The 18,542-nt window shown below is 71.7% G+C and carries 20 protein-coding genes; 9 read left to right on the top strand and 11 right to left on the bottom strand.

Going from position 1 to position 18,542, the window contains the following annotated elements; all coding sequences use genetic code 11:
* Positions 1-14 precede the first annotated feature (14 nt).
* Together E5083_RS18770 and E5083_RS18775 are read right to left on the bottom strand one after the other, a co-directional pair.
* Positions 15-638 (bottom strand): hypothetical protein, encoded by a 624-nt coding sequence (locus E5083_RS18770; RefSeq protein ID WP_030803892.1) that lies wholly within the window; start codon positions 636-638, stop codon positions 15-17.
* Positions 639-649: 11 nt separating this feature from the next.
* Complete coding sequence (locus tag E5083_RS18775) at positions 650-1,072, bottom strand: RlpA-like double-psi beta-barrel domain-containing protein (RefSeq protein WP_135786845.1); 423 nt, start codon at positions 1,070-1,072, stop codon at positions 650-652.
* 231 nt (positions 1,073-1,303) lie between these two features.
* On the opposite strand from E5083_RS18775, the gene E5083_RS18780 reads away from it, so the two are divergent.
* Both E5083_RS18780 and E5083_RS18785 read left to right on the top strand, forming a co-directional pair.
* Positions 1,304-1,645, top strand: a complete 342-nt coding sequence (locus E5083_RS18780) for an STAS domain-containing protein (protein ID WP_167513572.1) — start codon at positions 1,304-1,306, stop codon at positions 1,643-1,645.
* 80 nt (positions 1,646-1,725) lie between these two features.
* Entirely contained in the window at positions 1,726-2,127 is a 402-nt protein-coding gene (locus E5083_RS18785; protein WP_135786847.1) for an ATP-binding protein, read from the top strand.
* Positions 2,128-2,130: 3 nt separating this feature from the next.
* Here the strand turns inward: E5083_RS18785 and E5083_RS18790 are convergent, their stop codons facing one another.
* The 4 genes from E5083_RS18790 to E5083_RS18805 all read right to left on the bottom strand — a co-directional run bounded on the left by E5083_RS18790 (position 2,131) and on the right by E5083_RS18805 (position 5,717).
* A complete protein-coding gene (locus tag E5083_RS18790) occupies positions 2,131-2,541 on the bottom strand; it encodes an STAS domain-containing protein (RefSeq protein WP_135786848.1) in 411 nt (136 codons plus the stop codon).
* A complete protein-coding gene (locus E5083_RS18795; RefSeq protein ID WP_135786849.1) occupies positions 2,538-3,638 on the bottom strand; it encodes a cobalamin B12-binding domain-containing protein in 1,101 nt (366 codons plus the stop codon). Before E5083_RS18795 ends, E5083_RS18790 begins: the two co-directional genes overlap by 4 nt.
* A complete protein-coding gene (locus E5083_RS18800) occupies positions 3,635-5,311 on the bottom strand; it encodes a PP2C family protein-serine/threonine phosphatase (protein WP_425276731.1) in 1,677 nt (558 codons plus the stop codon). Before E5083_RS18800 ends, E5083_RS18795 begins: the two co-directional genes overlap by 4 nt.
* A 178-nt stretch (positions 5,312-5,489) precedes the next feature.
* Complete coding sequence (locus tag E5083_RS18805; RefSeq protein ID WP_030803872.1) at positions 5,490-5,717, bottom strand: DUF5133 domain-containing protein; 228 nt, start codon at positions 5,715-5,717, stop codon at positions 5,490-5,492.
* Between the two features lie 122 nt (positions 5,718-5,839).
* Between E5083_RS18805 and E5083_RS18810 the strand changes: the two genes are divergently transcribed.
* Positions 5,840-6,241, top strand: coding sequence for a PPOX class F420-dependent oxidoreductase (locus E5083_RS18810; RefSeq protein ID WP_244317558.1), 402 nt, complete (start codon positions 5,840-5,842; stop codon positions 6,239-6,241).
* A gap of 4 nt (positions 6,242-6,245) precedes the next feature.
* On the opposite strand, the gene E5083_RS18815 is transcribed toward E5083_RS18810, so the two are convergent.
* Entirely contained in the window at positions 6,246-6,437 is a 192-nt protein-coding gene (locus E5083_RS18815; RefSeq protein WP_135786852.1) for a hypothetical protein, read from the bottom strand.
* Positions 6,438-6,604: 167 nt separating this feature from the next.
* Between E5083_RS18815 and E5083_RS18820 the strand changes: the two genes are divergently transcribed.
* Positions 6,605-7,177 (top strand): TIGR03086 family metal-binding protein, encoded by a 573-nt coding sequence (locus E5083_RS18820; protein WP_135786853.1) that lies wholly within the window; start codon positions 6,605-6,607, stop codon positions 7,175-7,177.
* Between the two features lie 146 nt (positions 7,178-7,323).
* Entirely contained in the window at positions 7,324-8,994 is a 1,671-nt protein-coding gene (locus E5083_RS18825) for a purine-cytosine permease family protein (RefSeq protein ID WP_135786854.1), read from the top strand.
* Here E5083_RS18825 and E5083_RS18830 read toward each other — a convergent pair.
* The gene (locus E5083_RS18830) at positions 8,974-9,831 is read right to left on the bottom strand and encodes an NmrA family NAD(P)-binding protein (RefSeq protein WP_135786855.1); all 858 of its coding nucleotides are present in this window, start codon (positions 9,829-9,831) and stop codon (positions 8,974-8,976) included. The genes E5083_RS18825 and E5083_RS18830 overlap by 21 nt on opposite strands.
* A gap of 89 nt (positions 9,832-9,920) precedes the next feature.
* On the opposite strand from E5083_RS18830, the gene E5083_RS18835 reads away from it, so the two are divergent.
* Positions 9,921-10,640 (top strand): TetR/AcrR family transcriptional regulator, encoded by a 720-nt coding sequence (locus E5083_RS18835; protein WP_135786856.1) that lies wholly within the window; start codon positions 9,921-9,923, stop codon positions 10,638-10,640.
* Between the two features lie 3 nt (positions 10,641-10,643).
* Here the strand turns inward: E5083_RS18835 and E5083_RS18840 are convergent, their stop codons facing one another.
* Positions 10,644-11,177 (bottom strand): pyridoxamine 5'-phosphate oxidase family protein, encoded by a 534-nt coding sequence (locus E5083_RS18840; RefSeq protein WP_135786857.1) that lies wholly within the window; start codon positions 11,175-11,177, stop codon positions 10,644-10,646.
* Positions 11,178-11,329: 152 nt separating this feature from the next.
* Here E5083_RS18840 and E5083_RS18845 point away from each other — a divergent pair, with 152 nt between their 5' ends.
* A complete protein-coding gene (locus tag E5083_RS18845) occupies positions 11,330-11,719 on the top strand; it encodes a hypothetical protein (RefSeq protein WP_135786858.1) in 390 nt (129 codons plus the stop codon).
* A gap of 29 nt (positions 11,720-11,748) precedes the next feature.
* On the opposite strand, the gene E5083_RS18850 is transcribed toward E5083_RS18845, so the two are convergent.
* The gene (locus tag E5083_RS18850; protein ID WP_135786859.1) at positions 11,749-12,249 is read right to left on the bottom strand and encodes a MarR family winged helix-turn-helix transcriptional regulator; all 501 of its coding nucleotides are present in this window, start codon (positions 12,247-12,249) and stop codon (positions 11,749-11,751) included.
* Between the two features lie 122 nt (positions 12,250-12,371).
* Between E5083_RS18850 and E5083_RS18855 the strand changes: the two genes are divergently transcribed.
* Positions 12,372-13,559: an FAD-dependent monooxygenase gene (locus E5083_RS18855; protein WP_135786860.1), complete on the top strand. Its 1,188-nt coding sequence runs from the start codon at positions 12,372-12,374 to the stop codon at positions 13,557-13,559.
* A 138-nt stretch (positions 13,560-13,697) separates the two neighbouring features.
* Here the strand turns inward: E5083_RS18855 and E5083_RS18860 are convergent, their stop codons facing one another.
* Entirely contained in the window at positions 13,698-15,617 is a 1,920-nt protein-coding gene (locus E5083_RS18860) for an N-acetylmuramoyl-L-alanine amidase (protein WP_135786861.1), read from the bottom strand.
* Positions 15,618-15,836: 219 nt separating this feature from the next.
* Between E5083_RS18860 and E5083_RS18865 the strand changes: the two genes are divergently transcribed.
* Positions 15,837-18,452 carry an excinuclease ABC subunit UvrA gene (locus E5083_RS18865; protein ID WP_244317559.1) on the top strand — a complete coding sequence of 872 codons (2,616 nt, stop codon included), beginning with the start codon at positions 15,837-15,839 and terminating at the stop codon, positions 18,450-18,452.
* The last annotated feature ends 90 nt before the right edge of the window (positions 18,453-18,542 follow it).

Raw genomic sequence — 18,542 nt, forward strand, 5'->3', positions numbered from 1 at the left:
TCCCCACGTCCGGTTCAGTGTCCGACGGAGATACGGACGACGTCCACGGAGTCGTCGGACGGCCGCCAGGCGCCCAGCACTTGGGCGCTCTGCCCGATGCGCAGCCGGGACAGGTCGGAGGTCAGTCCGCGGCCGGCGTAGGAGGCGCCGGTGTCGGTGAGGATGTTGCCGACGACCTCGTGCTGTCCGTGGGCCAGGTGGACCCGGTTCTTGGCGATGCCCCGGATCGTGGTGTCCAGGTTGACGATGTTCACCCAGACCGCGTCGGCGGCCACCGTGCCGTCGGGCATGGGGACTCCGCGCGCGTAGAGCCCGTCGCCGACCTCGATGACCTCGGCGGTGGTGGGCCTTACCTTCCACACGCTGGTGACATTGGTCATCTGCACGCGCGCGTGGCCGCCGCTGGAACCGGCCACCTCCAGCACGCTGCCGGTGATGCCGGTGATTCTCCCCTCCACGAAGGAGGACTTGGCGATGGCCGGGTCCAGCGAGGGCTCGGCGGCGAAGGCCGCGTCGGCGTCGAGTCCGCCGAGCGCACTGGCCCCGACGATGGTCGCGCCGCCGAGGGCGGCGGTGGTGAGGAAGCGGCGGCGGCGCATCCCCTCGGACGGCACTCCCGTGGTGTTCCGTGCGTTCATGTCGGGCCTCCTCACTCGTAGATGTAGACGGGGAGCTTGCCGGAGCTGAGGTTGCCGATCGCCGAGAAGGCGGCCGGGGTCAGGTCGAGCACGCGGTTGGTGCGGCAGGCGCCGTTGCAGCAGGTCGCCTCGCCGCACCAGTCCTTGGTACGGGGACCGCAGTCGGTGATGGTGATGCACACCGTGGCGCCGGAGCACTGGTGGCGGACGTTCATCACCGAACCGCAGCCGCGCCGGGGGATGTTCTCGCCGCAGAGGTCGGGGCGGGTGATGTTGAAACAGTTCGCCGAGGCGTTGGGCCAGGCGCCGTGGTGCGCGCTGGACTGGCAGTTGCCGCAGGCGCCGCCACCGGCGCTGCCGCAGGGCCCCCACGAGTTGCCGCAGCAGAACCAACTGGTCTCGCCGGCCCAGAGGCTGGTCGATCCGCAAGCCATCGTACGGTCCTCCCTGATTGCAGGTACATGACAAACCTGGGATGGGGTGGAGCGATGGAGCGCTCCCATGATGCGCGCGTCTACGCGGGTTGCATAGAGCACGTGCGCGACCTCCCAGCGTGAGGTGTCCCGGCCGGAGACACCCTGGACTGTGACGCGGTGGACCCCGTACGGCACCATGGCCTCATGGTGAACCGCGGTCAGACGTTTGAGGAAGTGATCCCCCCGGCGGTGTCGTACTCGCGAGCCGACGGAGAACTGTGGGTCATCGGCCTGCGCGGACACCTCGACCCCGAGGAACTGGACACGGTGGAGGACGCCACCGAGGACGCCCTGGTCCGCTGGACCGGGCCCCTCGTGTTCGACCTGCGGGAAGTCGGCTTCTGCGACTCGTCGCTGCTCAACCATCTGCTGCGTACGGCGCGGCGCCGGGGCGTCGGCATCTTCGGCGGGGACGTCACCGTAAGGCGCCTGCTCGAACTCACCGGAGCGGACCGGCTGCTGCCCTCGCATCCCGACCTGGAGTCGGCGCGTGCCGCCCTGTCCACCCTGCCGCGTCAGGCGCGGCCGTGAGCGGCTCCGTCCCGCTCACCGGCGTGTACCGTCCGGGCGGGGGCACGCGCAGGGAAAGCACGCCCGCGCGAAAGGGGCTCATGTTCACCGCACACTCCCAGGCATCGTCACCGGCCGACGCCCGTCGGCTCGCGGCGGCGTACCTGGACGCGCACTGTCCCGGCGCGGACGCGGAGGCGGTGCAGATCGTCGTGAGCGAGCTGGTCACCAACGCCGTCCGGCACACCCCCGAGGGCACCTGGTCGCTCGTCCTCAGGCTGGAGGAGGGGCAGCTCATCCTGGAGATCACCGACGACAGCCCCGAGCTGCCGACCCCGCGCCCGGACCCGCCCCTGGACGGCCGAGGGGGCCTGGGGCTCGGGCTGGTGGAGAAGCTCAGCGACCACACCGCCGTCGCGCCCACCGCGCGGGGCAAGACGATCACCGCCTGGTGGAAGCTGCCCACCGGCCACCACGCGGAACGGCCGGACTCCGAGCGCTGACGCTCAGGACGAGGTGGACTCCGCCTCGCCGGCGAGTTCCCCGACGGTCCCGGCGGTGCCGTCCGCGCGGGCGGTGAGGTACTCGGCGGTGCCGGTGAGCGCCAGCATCCGGGTCAGTTGCACCGGCCGGTGCCGCAGATGCAGGGTGACGCCCGCCGGATGGGTCCGGCGCCGCAGCGTGAGCAGGGCGGCCAGCCCGCTGGAGTCGAGCAGGCGCAGGCCCGCGCAGTTCATGTACAGCTCCCGCAGGAGCGGACCGTGCTCCACGGCGTGCGCGTTCAGCGTGTTGCCGACCACGTCGAGGAACTCGTCCCCGGACTCGAAGTCGAGGACGCCCTGGAGCGTCAGCCGTATCGTGTGCGGGTCGACGGCCTCGACGGTGACGGAGAAGCCGGCGGGCTGGTGGAGGGTCATGCGGTCTTTCCTGGGCCGGGGCGAGGTCGGGCGGCGGTCTGCGCGGGGAGGGCCTCGGCGGCCGCCTTCAGGAAGCCGAGGGCACGGGGGAAGTCGCGCAGCTCCCCCGCCAGGATGTCCAGCCCCGTCCGCAGGCTGTGCGGGGGCACCCGGCGGGCCCGGAGGATCTCTGCGGTCCAGGTGACGAAGCCGGTGAACAGCTCGGTGTCGTCCACGTAGAGGGCGGTGGCCAGGAAGTCGACGATGTGCGCGAGGTCCTCGGCGGTGCGCTCGCGCTGCGCCTCGGTGTACGCGCGCATGCCGGGCCAGCGCTCGTCCAGGGCCGCGAGGGACTGGCGGACGAGGGCGGACCGGTTGCCCTTGATCAGGGTGTACTCCTGGTCCGCGAGGTGGGGCAGGTCGTCGACCTGCTGCCGGGTCGTCGGCTCGGGGCGGACCAGGCCGTCGGCCAGCAGCCCGGCGGCGGCGCGGGCGTCGGGGGCCCAGGCGTCGGCGCCGATCAGACGGGCGTAGCGGCCGTCCTGGCCGAAGGCCGCGCCGCCGACCATGACGGGGATGCCGATGGACTGCACGGCCGTCACCGCGGTGTGCGCGCTCGGCAGGTGCAGGGGCAGCGAGGCCGAGAGCAGCGTGGCCGCCGGGTTGGTCGCGTGCAGGTGGGCGATCAGATGCGGGGTGGTGGTGTGGGCGCCGAGGAAGTCCACCTGCCAGCCGCGCCCGGTGAGCACCTCGGCGAGCAGCCGGGCGGGCAGCACATGCCATTCGCCGTCCACGCAGGCGACCGTGATCCGGGGCCGGACCGGGGCTCCGGCCGGGGCCGGGACCCGGTGGGCGAGGGCCGCGATGACCCGGTCGATGATCGCGGTGGCCGCGTGCTCCTCGGCGACGCTGATCCGGTCGGCGGCCCACTCCGTGCCGACCCGGCGCTGGACCCCGCCGAGCACCTCCAGCAGCAGACTCTCCCGGCCCGCTCCCGCGTCGGCGGCGGCGAAGACCTCGCGTACGGCGGCCGACTCGTCCTTGGCGATCACGGCCGTCCACAGCCGCTCGGACAGTTCCGCGCGCTCCTGGACCACCGCGCCGGTACCGGTGGTCATCGGCGGACCGCCTTGGGCCGGGCCGTGGTGGCGTGGTGGCCGTCGACGGAGTGCAGGGCGCCGTGACCGCCGGCCGGGTTGGTGATGGCGAGGCTGGCCATGTCGTCGTGCCGGCCGCCGCCGAGCCACTGCGCCGCGAGCATCTGCACCCGCTCCACCACCGCCTCCGCGGGCATCCGGGCACAGGGGCCGAGGGCCGCCCGCAACCGCTCCTCGCCGAAGAACTGGTCGCCCAGCGGGCCGCCGGAGGCTTCGGTGATCCCGTCCGTGTAGAGCAGGCAGGTCTCCCCCGGCGCCAGCGACACATGGGCGCTGCGCGCGGTGACGTCGGGCATGGCGCCGACGAGCTGCCCCTGCGTCGGTGCCTCCTCCACCCGGCCGTCGCTTCTGATGATCAGCGGCGGCAGATGACCGGCGCTGGTCAGCCGGAGCCGGACGTGGCCGGAGCGGCGGGTGACGGAGGCCAGCACCAGGGTGGCGAACCGGGTGTGGTGGGAGTTGAGCAGCGCGCCGTTGAGCAGGGAGAGCACCTGCTGGTGGTCCCCGGACAGCGGCAGCAGGGCGTGCAGGACGCTGCGGATCTTGCCGGTCAGCACGGCGGCCTCCAGCCCCTTGCCCGCCACGTCACCGAGGACGACGAAGGTCTCCTTGTCCGGGTCCTCGCCGGGATGGACGTCGTAGAAGTCGCCGCCCACCCGCTCGTGGTCCCGTGCCGCCCGGTAGGCGCCCGCGTATTCGACGCCGTGGACGCGCTCCAGGCGCGGCGGCAGAAGTTCACGCATGAGGGTGGTGGTGATCGAGCGCTGTTCGGCGTAGAGGCGGGCGGCCGAGAGCGCCACACCGGCGCGCGCGGCGAAGAGCCGGGCGAAGACCTCCTCGCCCTCGGTGAACGCCTGGTGCGTGCTGGAGCGCAGCAGGATCAATACGCCTGCGGGCACGCCGTGGCCCGGCAGCGGGGTGACTATGACCGAGCCGATCGGGCCGTCGAAGCCCTCGGGGACCGCCCAGTCGGGCAGCTCGGCCGGGTCGATCCAGCGCGCGGGGACCGGCGGGAAGCCCTGGAGGGCCTCCGCGAGCCCGGCGACCGAGCGCGGGTCGACCGGGAGCATGGTCTGGGTGACCTCGCCGTCCGCCCGCGCGTAGGTCAGCGGGTGGCGGCGGCCCTGGGCGGGGGCGACGATGATCGCCGCGTCCGCGAGGTGACCCGCGGCCATCCGCGCGGTGACCGTCATGCACCGCTCGACGTTCAGCGAGGACAGCAGGGCGCTGGAGACCTCGGCGAGCAGGGCGGCACGCTCACGTTCGCCGCGCAGCGCCTCCTCGGCGAGGCGGCGGTCGGTGTCCTCCAGCAGCCACCACACCACGCTGCCGTCGTCGCAGGGGGACGGGTACGCCTCGAAGCTGCGGCCGGCCACCTCGCCCGAGACGGCGTCCGCCGGGGCGCCCGCGAGGCGCAGCGCGCGGTCGGCGGCGGCCAGCCAGGCCGGCATGGCAGCCGACGTGACGGAGTCCCCCGGCACAAGCGGTATCAGGCGGCGTGCCGCCTCGTTCGTCTCGATGAGGGTCCCGTCGGCGTCGACCACCAGCACGGGACAGGGAGCGCCGTCCCACGCCGTGTCGACGCCGACACCACCGGCCTGCGGACTATCGGGTGTACCCGGAGAAGGAATCACAGTCGGGGAGCGCGAGCGTGCGCTCCACCACCTCTCAGTCGATCGAGAACGTTTACCGATGACAACGGTCTCGCATCCACCGGCCACGTGCAACGCCCGACAGATTTCCACACATATTCGCCACACACAGCCCAAATCGCCCTGCCGACCGGCCGACTTCGCTGTGCGCGGGGGGAGTTCAGGCGGGCAGGAGGGAGTCGTCCTGCGGGCGCGCGCCGGGCAGCCGGTGGCGGGCGGCGATCAGTGCCGCGTCGATGTCGCGGGTGCCGGTGGCGACGCACAGGGTGTACGCGATGTCGTCCATCCGCTGCCGCACTTCGGCGCTGCCCTCCTGGGCGTGCAGGATGCGCAGCGCGTCGTACTGCTCGATCAGGTTCTGCAGCACGGCGGGGTGGGCCATCAGCATCTTGGGTTCTCCCTCTGACCAGCTATCACATGGGTCCTACACCGACCCGGTTACCCTGGGCCCTCTCAAACACACCTGCGTTTCTTCACCCGATCGCCCCCCGACCCACCGGAGATCTCCCCGTGCCCGTACCCCTCGGCGACGATCTGCTCGCGCTGCTGCGCCGCGCCAGCACCTGCTACCTCGCCACGACGATGCCCGACGGCTCGCCCCAGCTCACCCAGACCTGGGTGGACACCGACGGCGAGCACGTCCTGATCAACAGCGTGGAGTCCCACCAGAAGACCCGGAACATCGCGCGTGACCCGCGGGTGGCGGTCGCGGTCTCCGATCCGGCCGACCCGTCGTCGTACACGCAGATCCGCGGCCGGGTGGTGCGGGTGACGACCGAGGGCGCGGTCGAGCACATCGAGGCGCTGGCGCAGAAGTACCTGGGCGGCCCCTACCCGTGGTTCGGCGGGCGGGACCAGGTGCGCGTGATCCATGTCATCGAGCCGGAGCGGATCAGCAGCCCGCGCGGCTGAGGTTCTACGCGGCCTCGGTCTCGCCCTGATCCACGGCGGCCGCCGTCTGCCGCCTGCCGCCGTGGATCAGGCGCAAATGGCGTGCGCGCGCGTGCCGGGGCGGTTTGGGCCCGCGCGCGAGCCAGTCCTCGGTACGGTCCATCCCGTACAGCAGCATGGTCACGACCGGCAGCAGCAGAATTGCGACGATGGCCACGGTGGGGGCTCCTCCCCGGCAGACAGCTCTGTACGGATGCCCGCCGCGCGTCCGGCCAGCGGGCGGCCCCTGTGAAGGTGCGGTGCCTTTCCGGTGCCCCCGTCGCGCGAGCGCACGCCCGGCGGTTTCTCCGCACAGCGCCCCGCGCACTTCCCTAGGGTGGAGCGATGGCGAATTCTGTCTCTTCCCTGATCGACAACGCCGTCCGGGCCACGGCCCCCGTGGTGGACGGCATCACCGACGAGCAGCTCGGCGCCCCCACGCCCTGTACCGAGTACGACGTACGCGCCCTGCTCAACCATCTCTTCCACGTGGTCACCAACTTCCAGAAGCTGGCCGTCGGGGAGCGCGCGGACCTGGCCTCGGTCGGCGAGTACCTCGACGAGGGCGACTGGCGGAGCCGGTTCCGCGAGGAGGGGGAGCGGCTCGCGGCGGCGTGGGGGACGCCCGGTTCGGCGGAGGGCATCTCCCCCGGCATGGGCCTGCCGCAGCGCACGCTGGCGTACATGGTGCTGGGCGACCTGCTGGTGCACGGCTGGGACCTGGCGCGGGCCACCGGCCAGGAGTACACGCCGGACGCGACGACCGTCGAGGAGGTGGCCCCGGAGGTGGAGAAGATCGCGCCGATGGGCCGTAACGCGGGGGTGTACGCCGAGGCGGTGCCGGTTCCGGCCGGGGCGACGCGGTTCGAGCGGCTGCTCGGGGACACGGGGCGGGACGTGCGCTGGTCACCCAGTTGAGCCGGACCGCTTCCGCGTAACGGGCCGTTCACGTCGGGCGGGACCTCAGGGAAACAAGCGCTTCGTAGCCTGGCCCGCCGGCCTCCGTCCGGCAGCGCTGCCGGACGGGGGTCTCCCCCCGGCACCCGTACGGAGAGAGGCGTGGCATGAGCGCGACAGAGTCACGACCGACGGCAGAGGCGGCCCAAGGCCCGGCGACAACGGCCACGAGCCAGGCCACCAAGGAGACGCTGGAGGACTACACCCTCCGCTACGCGCCCCGGAGTTACCGCCGCTGGACCCCGATGGTGGTGGCCACCACGGCGCTCGGCGGCATCGCGTACATGGCCGACTTCTCGATCGGCGCCGGCATCGGCCTGGCCCACGGCACCGGCAACGCGCTGGTGGCGATCGCGGTGGCGGCCGTCGTCATCTTCGTCACCGGCTTCCCGCTCGCCTACTACGGCGCCCGCTACAACATCGACCTGGACCTGATCACGCGCGGCTCGGGCTTCGGCTACTACGGCTCGGTCCTCACCAGTGTCATCTTCGCCAGCTTCACCTTCATCTTCTTCGCACTCGAGGGTTCGATCATGGCCCAGGGCCTCCGGCTCGGCCTCGGACTCCCGCTGTGGCTGGGCTACTTGGTCTCCACGCTGATGGTGATCCCGCTGGTGGTCTACGGCATGAAGGCGCTGAGCAAGCTCCAGGTGTGGACGACACCGGTGTGGCTGGTGCTGATGGTGGGACCGCTGGTGTACCTGGTCGTCACCGATCCGGGCACGGTCGACCGCTTCCTCTCCTACGCGGGCACCGACGGCGACGGCGGCGTGAACACCGCCTCCGTGCTCCTCGGCGCGGGCGTCTGCCTCTCCCTCATCGCGCAGATCGGCGAGCAGATCGACTACTTGCGCTTCATGCCGCCCAAGACCGAGGCGAACAGGCGCCGTTGGTGGACGGCCGTGGTGATGGCCGGGCCCGGCTGGGTGGTGCTCGGCGCGCTGAAGCAGGCGATCGGTGTCTTCCTCGCCGTCTACATCCTGGCCTCGGTCGGCCCGGCGGTCGCGCCCGAGCCCATCCAGCAGTTCAAGGGCGCCTTCGACGCGATGCTGCCGTCCTGGCTGGTGGTGCCGCTGGCCGTGGTGCTGGTAGTGATCAGCCAGATCAAGATCAACGTGACGAACGCCTACTCCGGCTCGCTCGCCTGGACCAACTCCTTCACCCGGCTCACCGGGCGCTATCCCGGCCGCATGGTCTTCGTGCTGGTCAACCTGGGCTTCGCGCTCGCCCTGATGGAGGCCGACATGTTCAGCTTCCTCAACGGCATCCTGGGCTTCTACTCCAACTGCGCCATCGCATGGGTCGTCACCGTGGCCACCGACATCGGCGTCAACAAGTACCTGCTCAAACTCTCCCCGCACGCACCGGAGTTCCGCCGGGGCATGCTGTACGCGGTCAACCCCGTGGGCGTGGTGTCCTTCGTCGCCGCGTCCGGGCTGTCCATCGCGATGTACTTCCACGCCTTCGGCGACACCCTCCAGCCGTACTCCCCCGTCGCCGCCGCCGTCATCGCCTTCGCCCTCACCCCGCTGATGGCCGTGGCGACCAAGGGCCGGTACTACCTGCGGCGCACGGACGACGGCATTCCCGAGCCCCTCCTCGACACGGACGGCAACCCGAGCGGCACGACGTACGACTGCCATGTCTGCCACCAGGCGTACGAACGTCCCGACGTGACGGCGTGTGCCACCCATGACGCGGTGGTCTGCTCGTTGTGCCTGAGCACGGACCGGGTGGGCGATCATGTGCTGCCCGCGTCAAGCGAGTTGCTCGCGTAGCACCGCCTCCAGCTCGACGGGCGCGTGGCCGATCAGGGTGGTGAGGGCCGGGTCCTGCGCGGCGAACTCACCGGCGCGGGCGGCGGTGAAGACGCCCAGCAGGCCCTCCACCCGGCCGGCGGGGAGCCCGGCCTCCGCAAGGTGCCGGCGGAACGCGTCGTCCGGCACGGTGGTGCGGGAGAAGGGGCGGCCGGTGATGCCGGTGGCGAGGGCGGCAAGGTCCGCGAAGGTGAGGGACCGGGTGGCGGTGAGCGGCGGGGTCGGGCCCTCGTAGCGCCCCTCGTCGGCCAGGATCGCGGCGGCGGCCTCGGCGAGGTCGGCGTGGGCGGTCCAGCTCACCGGGCCGTCCTCGGGGAGCGCGAGCTGCCCCGAGTCGAGGGCGGGGCCGAGGAACTGCAGGGCACTGGCGGCGTAGAAGCCGTTGCGCAGCGCGGTGTACGGCACTCCGCAGGTCCGCAGGATCTCCTCGGTGGCGGCGTGGTCGCGGCACGCCTGGAAGTGCGAGGCGGGGCTCGCGGCCATGTGGCTGGTGTAGAGGACGCGTCGGGCGCCCGCCTTCACGGCGGCTTCGATCGCCGTCCGGTGCTGCTGGACGGCTTCCTCGCCGAACTTGTCGACGGAGACGATCAGCACCTGGGCGGCGCCCTCGAAGGCGTGGGCGAGGCCGGCGGGGTCGGTGAAATTGCCTTCGCGCACCCGGACGCCCCGCGCGGCGAGGGCCTCGGCCTTATTCGGGTCGCGGACGCTGACGCCGATGCGGTCGGCGGGGAGGCGGTGCAGGAGGTGTTCGACGGTCTGGCGGCCCAGTTGGCCGGTGGCGCCGGTAACGACGATCACGGGGTGCTCCTCTGCTTGTTTCCGTTGGAATCACTTCAACGGTAACATCGATATTTTCGGGGTTATCGTTCGGCGGGTACCGTTGGAACATGCAGAGTGGCGCCCCTGAGGGAACAGCGACCGGTGAGGCCGCGGGCCGGGAGAAGACGCGGCAGCGGGTCGTCGAGGCGGCGATCGGACTGCTGGAGCGGGAGGGCCGGGAGGCGGTGACGACGCGTGCCGTCGCGGCCGCGGCAGGCTTGCAACCCCCAGCGATCTACCGGCTCTTCGGCGACAAGGAGGGCCTGCTGGACGCGGTGGCCGAGCACGGTTTCCACGCGTTCCTGGCCACCAAGCACGGGGCGCCGGAGCCGGAGGACCCGGTCGAGGGGCTGCGCGCGGGGTGGGACCTGGCGGTGGAGTTCGCCGTGGACAACCCCGCGCTGTACGCCCTGATGTACAGCGAGCCCAGCCGGGCCACGTCGGCGGCCTTCCGGACCGGAATGCGGATGCTGAAGGAACGCGTGCACCGGCTCGCCCTCGGCGGCTGGCTCCGGGTGGACGAGGACCTCGCGGTGCAGATCATCCACGCCACGGCGCGGGGTGCCGCCCTGACCTGGCTGTCCCTCCCCGAGGAGGACCGGAACCCCGCCCTGCTGAGCACCCTCCGGGACGCCATGACCAACGCCGTCACCGACCCGGAGCCGGCGGTACGGGACACCGGCCCGGCCGGAGCGGCCCGCGCGCTGCGCGCCGCCCTGCCGGAGCAGACCGCCCTCAGCGGGGCGGAGCGGCAACTCCTCACGGAGTGGCTCGACCGGCTGTCCTGACGCTCAGAAAGTCCACCGGGTGTGGGTGAAGAGGCCGCCCTCCCGCCCGAACCCGTACGCCGTCTCGGGCTCCACCGCGAAGATCACGGCCCGCCCGGTGCGGAGCGCGTCCCCGATGCCGTGGAAGGTGCCTTCGGGCGAGGTGATGTGCGCCCCGTACTTCGCCTCGTAGGCGGCGATCACCTCCTCGACCTTCGCCGGATCGGTGACCTGCTCCGCCGTCCCCTCGACGATGAGATCGAGCCCCTCGGTGAGCGAGTTACGCCCGGTGGTCAGCGCGCAGTGCGCGTCCCGCGCGAGATTCTTCGCCTTCTGCTCCTCCGGCCCGGTGGAGAAGTACAGCACCCCGTCGTGCCAGGCGGCGATGACGGGGGTGACGTGCAGCCTCCCGTCGGGGCGCACGGTGGAGACCCAGAAGATCTCGGCTTCCTCCAGGTGACGCCGGGCCTCCGGCCAGGGGGTGGGGGTGACGTTCTCGACACCGGGGCGGGGGTGGATGGCGGAGCTGTAGCGGGGGTCGAGGTCGGTGGTGGGCATGGGGGCTCCTTTCGTCTGCCCGGGGTAACGAGGTTCAGCGGGCGTTGGTCGCCACCTTGCGAAAACGCCGTCCGCTTGGCGGAGCACGCGGAAACGACTCCGGGTTCACGTCTCCTCAGGCACCCTTCGGACCAGACCACCAGGAGGAACCAATGTCAGACCCCCACCCGCTCACGCCCGAGGAGAAACTCGCCGACGCGAAGGCGCTGTTGAGCCTTCCCCGTATCGTCGTGATCTGCGGCTCCACCCGCTTCATGGCCGAGATGACCGAGGCCGATGTGCGGGAGACGGTAGCCGGAAGGATTGTCGTCAAGCCGGGTTGTGACATGAAGTCGCCGCACGGACTCTGGTCCGATCCGGTCGAGGCCGAGGCGCTGAAGGTTCGACTCGACGACCTGCACCGGGCCAAGATCCGGCTCGCTGACGAGGTGCTCGTGGTCGGCGACTACATCGGAGACAGCACCCGAGCCGAAATCGCCTACGCCCGGTCGCTGGGCAAGCCCGTGCGCTTCACGCACCCCGAAGTCGACCCCGACGCCTGACGGCCCTCACCTGAGAGCCGCGCGCCCCCTCACCCCTCCTCCAACCGCCCCAAATGCGCCGTCACATCGTCCACCAACCGCCCCAACAGCCGCCCCAGATCCGCCCGTTCCTCATCCGTCCACCCCGAAATCGCCTCGGAGAACCACCCCACCAGCGAACTCGCATAGCGATTCGCCGCCTCGGTCCCCTCCGACGTCGGCTCGATGAGGCTCGCGCGGCGGTCGTGGGGATCGGAGACGCGGTGGACGAGGCCGCGGCGTTCGAGGGACTGGACCTGGCGGGTGACGTGCGGCCCTACGACCTGCATCCGTTCCGCGATCTCCCCGATCCGCAGCGGGCGGTCCGCCACATGGAGGGTCATCAGGACCCCGACCGCCGGGCGGTCCAGCGCCAGCCCCGCCGCCTCGGCCGCGCGCTCGGTGAGGCGGCCGCGGTTGACGGCGTTGCTCAACTGGGCCAGGCGGGGCACCACGGCGAGCACGTCGGCCGACGGGGCGTCGGGGGACTCTGCGTTCACTTCGGACTCCATTTGCATACCTGAGTTAGGTATCTATATGCTCCAGACGGGAAGGACTTCGGGAGTCTCCCATGCCTCCCAAAAGGATACCTAAGGTACGCATCTTCGCCCACTTGCCCGGAAGGAATCTCACCATGACCGCCCGCACCGTCCTCATCTCCGGCGCCAGCATCGCCGGCCCCGCCCTCGCCTACTGGTTCGACCGCTACGGCTTCGAGGTCACCGTCGTCGAGAAGGCCCCCGCGGTCCGGGGCGGCGGCTACGCCATCGACATCCGGGGCACCGCCCGCGAGGTCGTCGACCGCATGGGCCTGCTGCCGCGCCTGCGCGAGGCACACGTGGATTCGCAGCGCCTCTCCTTCGTGGACACCGATGGCGCCCTGATCGCCGCCATCCGCCCCGAGTCCGTCACCGGTGGCGCCGAGGGCCAGGACCTGGAAGTGCGCCGGGGCGACCTGGCCGACGCCCTGCAGACCCCGATCCGCGACCGGGTCGAGTTCCTGTTCAACGACTCCATCGCCACCCTGGACGACCGCGGGGACCGGGTGGACGTCGTCTTCGTCAGCGGCACCCGCCGCACCTTCGACCTGGTCATAGGCGCCGACGGACTGCACTCCCACACCCGCGGCCTGGTCTTCGGCCCCGAGGAGAAGTACCACCGCTACCTCGGCCACACCTTCGCCGGCTTCACCCTCGCCAACGACTTCGGCCTGGAGCGCGAGGGCGTCATCTGGAACGCCCCCGGCCGCGCCGCCGTCCTGTACGCGCACGAGCCGAGCGACCGTATGCACGGCTTCCTCACCTTCACCCAGGAGGTGCCGCCGTACGACGCCTTCCGCAACCCCGAGGCGCAGCGCGAGTTGGTCGCGTCGCGGTTCCCGGAGCGGAGCTGGCACCTCCCCCGGCTGGTGGCGGCGATGCGGGAGGCCGACGACCTGTTCTTCGACGTGGTGAGCCAGATCCACATGCCCGCCTGGTCGTCGGGGCGGGTGGCGCTCGCGGGCGACGCGGCCCACGCCACCTCGTTCCTGTCGGGCCAGGGCTCCAGCGTCTCCCTGGTCGGCGCCTACGTACTCGCCGGTGAACTGGCCGCGCGGGCCGACCACACCGAGGCGTTCGCCGCGTACGAGCGGATCACGCGGGACTTCGTGGAGTCCAACCAGGCGCTCGCCACCACCGGCGGCACCTTCGTCACCCCCACCACCCAGGAGATGCTGGACGCCCGCAACGCCGCGCTGCAGGACGCCGCCTCCCTCACCGGCGAGGAGGGCCGCGCCGCCCACACCGGCCTGGTGCTGCCCGACTACGGCCACCTGGGCTGAACTCGGCGGACCACCACTCGGTGGGGAGTCCCTCGCCGAGCTGCGCGCCCCGGTGGCCCGTGCCCAGCCGCTGAGCCGGTACGAGCCACGGGGCACGGCGCGTGCCTGGCGGGCGGCCGGTCAGCGGCTGGGCAGAGGTCAGACTCCGGTGGCTGTCACGGCCGAGGAGTAGACCAGGACGACCCGGTGGTTGTACTGGATCGTGTACATCTTCTTGGCGCCGGTGACGACCGTCCCGGAGGAGAAGTAGTCGTCGGTGTTGACCGGCGGCCGGGTGGCGACGTACGCCTGACCGGCGGGGACGGTGTAGTAGCTGAGCGCCGCCTGGGTGGAGGGCGACAGTCCGGCCGGGTACTCGGACGGGTCCGGGTAGCTGGAGCCGTAGACCGCTACCGGGGTGGTACCGGCGGCGGATACCAGGGTGACGCCGTGCGCGGGCACGGTGTTGGCGCCGGCCGGGTTGTAGAACCAGACCTTGGTCCCGCTGTACCAGATCGCGGTCCAGTCACCGTCGGTGCCGGCCACCACGAACTGCTGGCCCGCCTGCGCGGTGGAACCCCAGTCGCTGATCCGGTCGGTGCCCGCGGCGCCCTTGTGGATGGCCTGGTCGCCGAAGAGCGGGGCGGTGGCGCTGGGCGCGGTGCGCAGATAGACGAAGTTGGCGGCCTGCTGCTGGCGGACGCAGGAGGGGGTGGCGCCGGTGGGGTCGTCGCCGGGGCAGATCTGCACGGTCTGCTGGTTGCCGGCGAAACCGGGGGTGATCGTCACCGCCGAGCCGACCGGGCCAACTCCGTGCTCCCCGGTGACCGGGGCGCCGAGCAGGCTCATGAAGTGCTCCCAGTCCCAGGCGGTGCCCGGGTCCCAGTGCATGCCGGAGATCAGGCTGGAGCTGGGGCCCGCCACATCGTCGTGCCCGATGATGTGCTCGCGGTCCATGGGTATGCCGAAGCGGCCGGCGAGGTAGCGCACCAGGGACGCCGTGGCCTGGTACTGCGCCTCGGTGTACCAGGTGGCGCCGTGCGCGGCGTAGCCCTCGTGCTCGATGCCGATGGAGTGCAGGTTCGTCGAGTAGTTGCCCGCGTGGTAGGCGACGTCCTTGGTCGGCACCATCTGGGTCACCGCGCCGTCCGAGGACCGCATCACATAGTGCGCGGAACTGCCGCCAGGATTCTGGAATGTCGAGATGGCGGACTGGTACGACGACTCGGTGTCGTGGATGACGATCGTGTCGATCCGGACACCGTTGGCGGGCCGGTTGGAGACCTGCCCGTTGGAGGCAGCCGCCGGTACGAAGGTGCAGGTGACGTCGGACGGGCACTCGGTGGCGGTGGCCGTCGCGGCACCGGCGAACTGGCCCTTCGCCGGGCGGACGTTGCCGTCGGCGGCCATCGACACGCGTTGCCCGTCGGCGGTGGTGCGGGCGGCGCCGGTGCGGAGGGTGGTGAAGACGCGGTCGGCGAACGCCGTGGCGGTGCCCTTCTGGGCGGAGCCGCTGTAGCGGGCCACCGCGCCGTACCACTGGCCGGGGTCGGCCGGGAGGGTGCCGCGCACGGACTTCTGGTAGGAGGCGAGCAGCGCGGCGCCGCCCGCGATGTTGGCGGCGGGGTCCTCACGCAGCTCGGCCGGGGACAGCCCGGTGAGCTTGGCGGCCGCGCGCAGGGTGTGCAGGGCGGGGTCCTTCGCCAGGTCGGCGAGGTCCGACCGGCCGACCGCTCCGGCCGGGCCGGAGGCCAGCATCGCGGGGGTGACGTCGGTGAGGTGCATCGGGCCGTAGCCACCGCTGGTGCTCACCTGGCCGGCGTGCGCGTCCCACGCCGACTCCTGGTACGAGACGGCGAGCAACACCTGCGCGGGCACGTGGTACTTGGCGGCCGCGGCCGCGAAGGCGTGCTGGCGCGCGCCCGGCTCCGACGGCGCGGGGGTGGTGGCCTGCGCGGTGGCGGGCACCAGACCGGTCAGGGCGCCCGCGGTGAGCGCGCTCGCGGCGGCCAGACCGAGCAGCCGATGCCGTACGGCAGGCTTACGGGCGGCGTTCTCCGTGGTTCTTTCGCTCTTCATTTGTTTCCGCACTCCATGGCAACCAGGAAAGGGTAAAAAAGCATTAGTCATCGCATTGCCGCCCTTCATTTCGAGCGTCAATTCCCTTGCAGATCAACGGCGTTCGAACCGTATGGCCACTGAACTCAGTTGCGCAACCAGCTCCGCGCGGGCAGTGCGGCATCACCCGATCACCAGGCGCTCGCGGCACGGACCGGCCGGTCAGGCTAGGTTTTGCCCATGGCTCCACCCGCACGACAGACGCCCGCACCAGCGCCCGCCACTCCCCCGGACACCGGTCAGGACGGGCTGATCAGGGTTCGTGGTGCCGACGAACACAATCTGCGGCATGTCGATGTGGACGTACCCCGTGACCAGGTCGTGGCGTTCACCGGAGTGTCGGGGTCCGGCAAATCGTCGCTGGCGTTCGCCACCATCTACGCCGAGGCCCAGCAGCGGTATCTGGAATCCGTCGCGCCGTACGCCAGGCGGCTGATCGACCAGGGCGCGGCCCCGAGGGTCGGCTCGATCACCGGTCTGCCGCCGGCCGTGGCGCTGCGCCAGCAGCACAGCGGGGGCAGCACCCGTTCGACGGTCGGCACCGTCAGCCGGGTCTCCAACGTGCTGCGCATGCTGTACTCCCGCGCCGGTACCTACCCGGCCGGGCGGACCCCGGAGGACCTTGCCGGAACGTTCCCCCGCGACGCGGCGCCACTGGACTCGGACAGCTTCTCGCCGAACACCGCCGTGGGCGCCTGCCCGACCTGCTCCGGCCTGGGGCGGCTGCACAGCGTCGACGAGAGCAAGCTCGTGGGCGACGACTCCCTCAGCATCCGGGAGGGCGCGATCGCGGCCTGGCCGGGCGCCTGGCAGGGCAAGAACTACCGGGACATCCTCGCCGAGCTGGGCATCGACATCGACGTACCCTTCCGCGAGCTGCCCGCCGCCCGGCGCGAGTGGCTGCTGACCACGGACGAGCAGCCGACGGTCACCGTGCACCCGGTCCGGGACGCGCACCGGGTGCAGCGCTCGTACCAGGGCACATACATGAGCCCCCGCAAGTGGGTGATGCACACATTCGCCACCTCCAAGGCGGCGCATCTGCGGGCGAAGGCCGCCTCGTTCATGGCCGAGGAGATCTGCCCGACCTGCCACGGCAAGCGGCTGAACCCGGAGGCGCTGGCGGTGACCATCGCCGGGCAGGACATCTCGGTGGCCACCTCGATGCCGCTCAGCCAGCTCGCGGCCTTCCTGGAGTCGGCCCGCGACCACCCCGACACCCTGGCCCTGCCCGCCGAGCGCAGGCAGGCCGCGCACGCCCTGATCGGCGGCCTCCAGGACCAGCTCGGCACGCTGACCGACCTGGGACTCGGCTACCTCGCCACCGGCCGCGCGACCTCCACCCTGTCCAGCGGCGAGCTGCAGCGGCTGCACATGGCCACCCAGCTCCGCAGCGGCCTGTTCGGCGTGCTGTACGTGTTGGACGAGCCCTCGGCCGGGCTGCACGCCGCCGACACGGAACTGCTGCTCACCGCGCTGCGCCGACTCAGGGGCGCCGGGAACAGCGTCTTCGTGGTGGAGCACAACGCGCAGGTGCTCGCCTCGGCCGACTGGATCGTCGACATGGGCCCGGGCGCCGGCCGGCACGGCGGCCAAGTCCTCTACAACGGGCTCACCGGCGGACTGAGCGAGGCACCGGAGTCGGTGACCGCCCGGTACCTCCCGCTGGACGCGCCCACCGTGCCGGGACCCGAGGAGCCGCGCCAACCGGAGGGGTGGCTGCGCCTGGACGGGGTGACCGGCCACAACCTCCGCGATCTGGACGCGAGTTTCCCGCTCGGCACGCTCACCGCGGTCACCGGCGTCTCCGGGTCCGGCAAGTCCACCCTGGTCCGGCGCGCCCTCGCGGAGACGGTCCGCGACCATCTGCACGCCGACGAGACCGCCGAGGACATCGCCCGCAACTCCGCCTCGGTGGAGACCGCCGACGAGGAGGAGGCCGGGGTGCCGGTCTGGGACCTGGAGGAGGACCGGGTAACGGTGCGGTCCAGTACGGGACTTGAGCACATCAACCGTCTGGTGGTCGTGGACCAGAAGCCCATCGGCCGCACCCCGCGCTCGAACCTCGCCACCTACACCGGCCTTTTCGACAGCGTCCGCAAGCTGTTCGCGGCCCAGCCGACCGCGCGCGAACTCGGTTACACGGCAAGCCGGTTCTCGTTCAACGTGACCCAGGGCCGCTGCCCGCACTGCCTGGGCGACGGGGTCGTCAGCATCGAACTCCTCTTCCTGCCCACGGAGACCTCCCCCTGCCCGGTCTGCGAGGGCGCCCGCTACAACCCCGGCACGCTGATGGTGCGTTACCGCGACAGGACCATCGCCGACGTGCTGGCGATGAGCGTGGAGGAGGCGCACGAGTTCCTCGCCGACGTGCGGCCCGCCGCCCGCATCCTCAAGCTGCTCTCCGACATCGGCCTCGGCTACCTGACGCTGGGTCAGAGCGCCACCACCCTGTCCGGCGGCGAGGCCCAGCGGATCAAGCTGGTGAGCGAGCTGCACCGGGCGCCGCGCGGCCACAGCCTCTACCTGCTGGACGAGCCGACCACGGGACTCCACCCGGCCGACGTGGACCTGCTGATCGGGCAGTTGCAGCGCCTGGTGGACGCCGGGAACACGGTCGTCGTGGTGGAGCACGACCTGCGCACGGTCGCCGCCGCGGACTGGGTCGTGGATCTCGGTCCCGGCGCCGGGGACGACGGCGGCCGCATCGTCGCCGAGGGCCGGCCGGAGGACGTCGCCCGTGCGGGCGGCACGCCCACCGCCGACCACCTGGCGCGCCGCCTGTCAGCCCGCTGACCTGCGAGGCTACGGCCTGTCCATATTTGTCGGCATATCCGATGATTGTCGGTAGCATGGATACGGCCGTAGCCGCGCGAGCGCCGCAGC

It is taken from the genome of Streptomyces bauhiniae (assembly GCF_004784475.1).
Taxonomy (GTDB): Bacteria; Actinomycetota; Actinomycetes; order Streptomycetales; family Streptomycetaceae; genus Streptomyces; species Streptomyces seoulensis.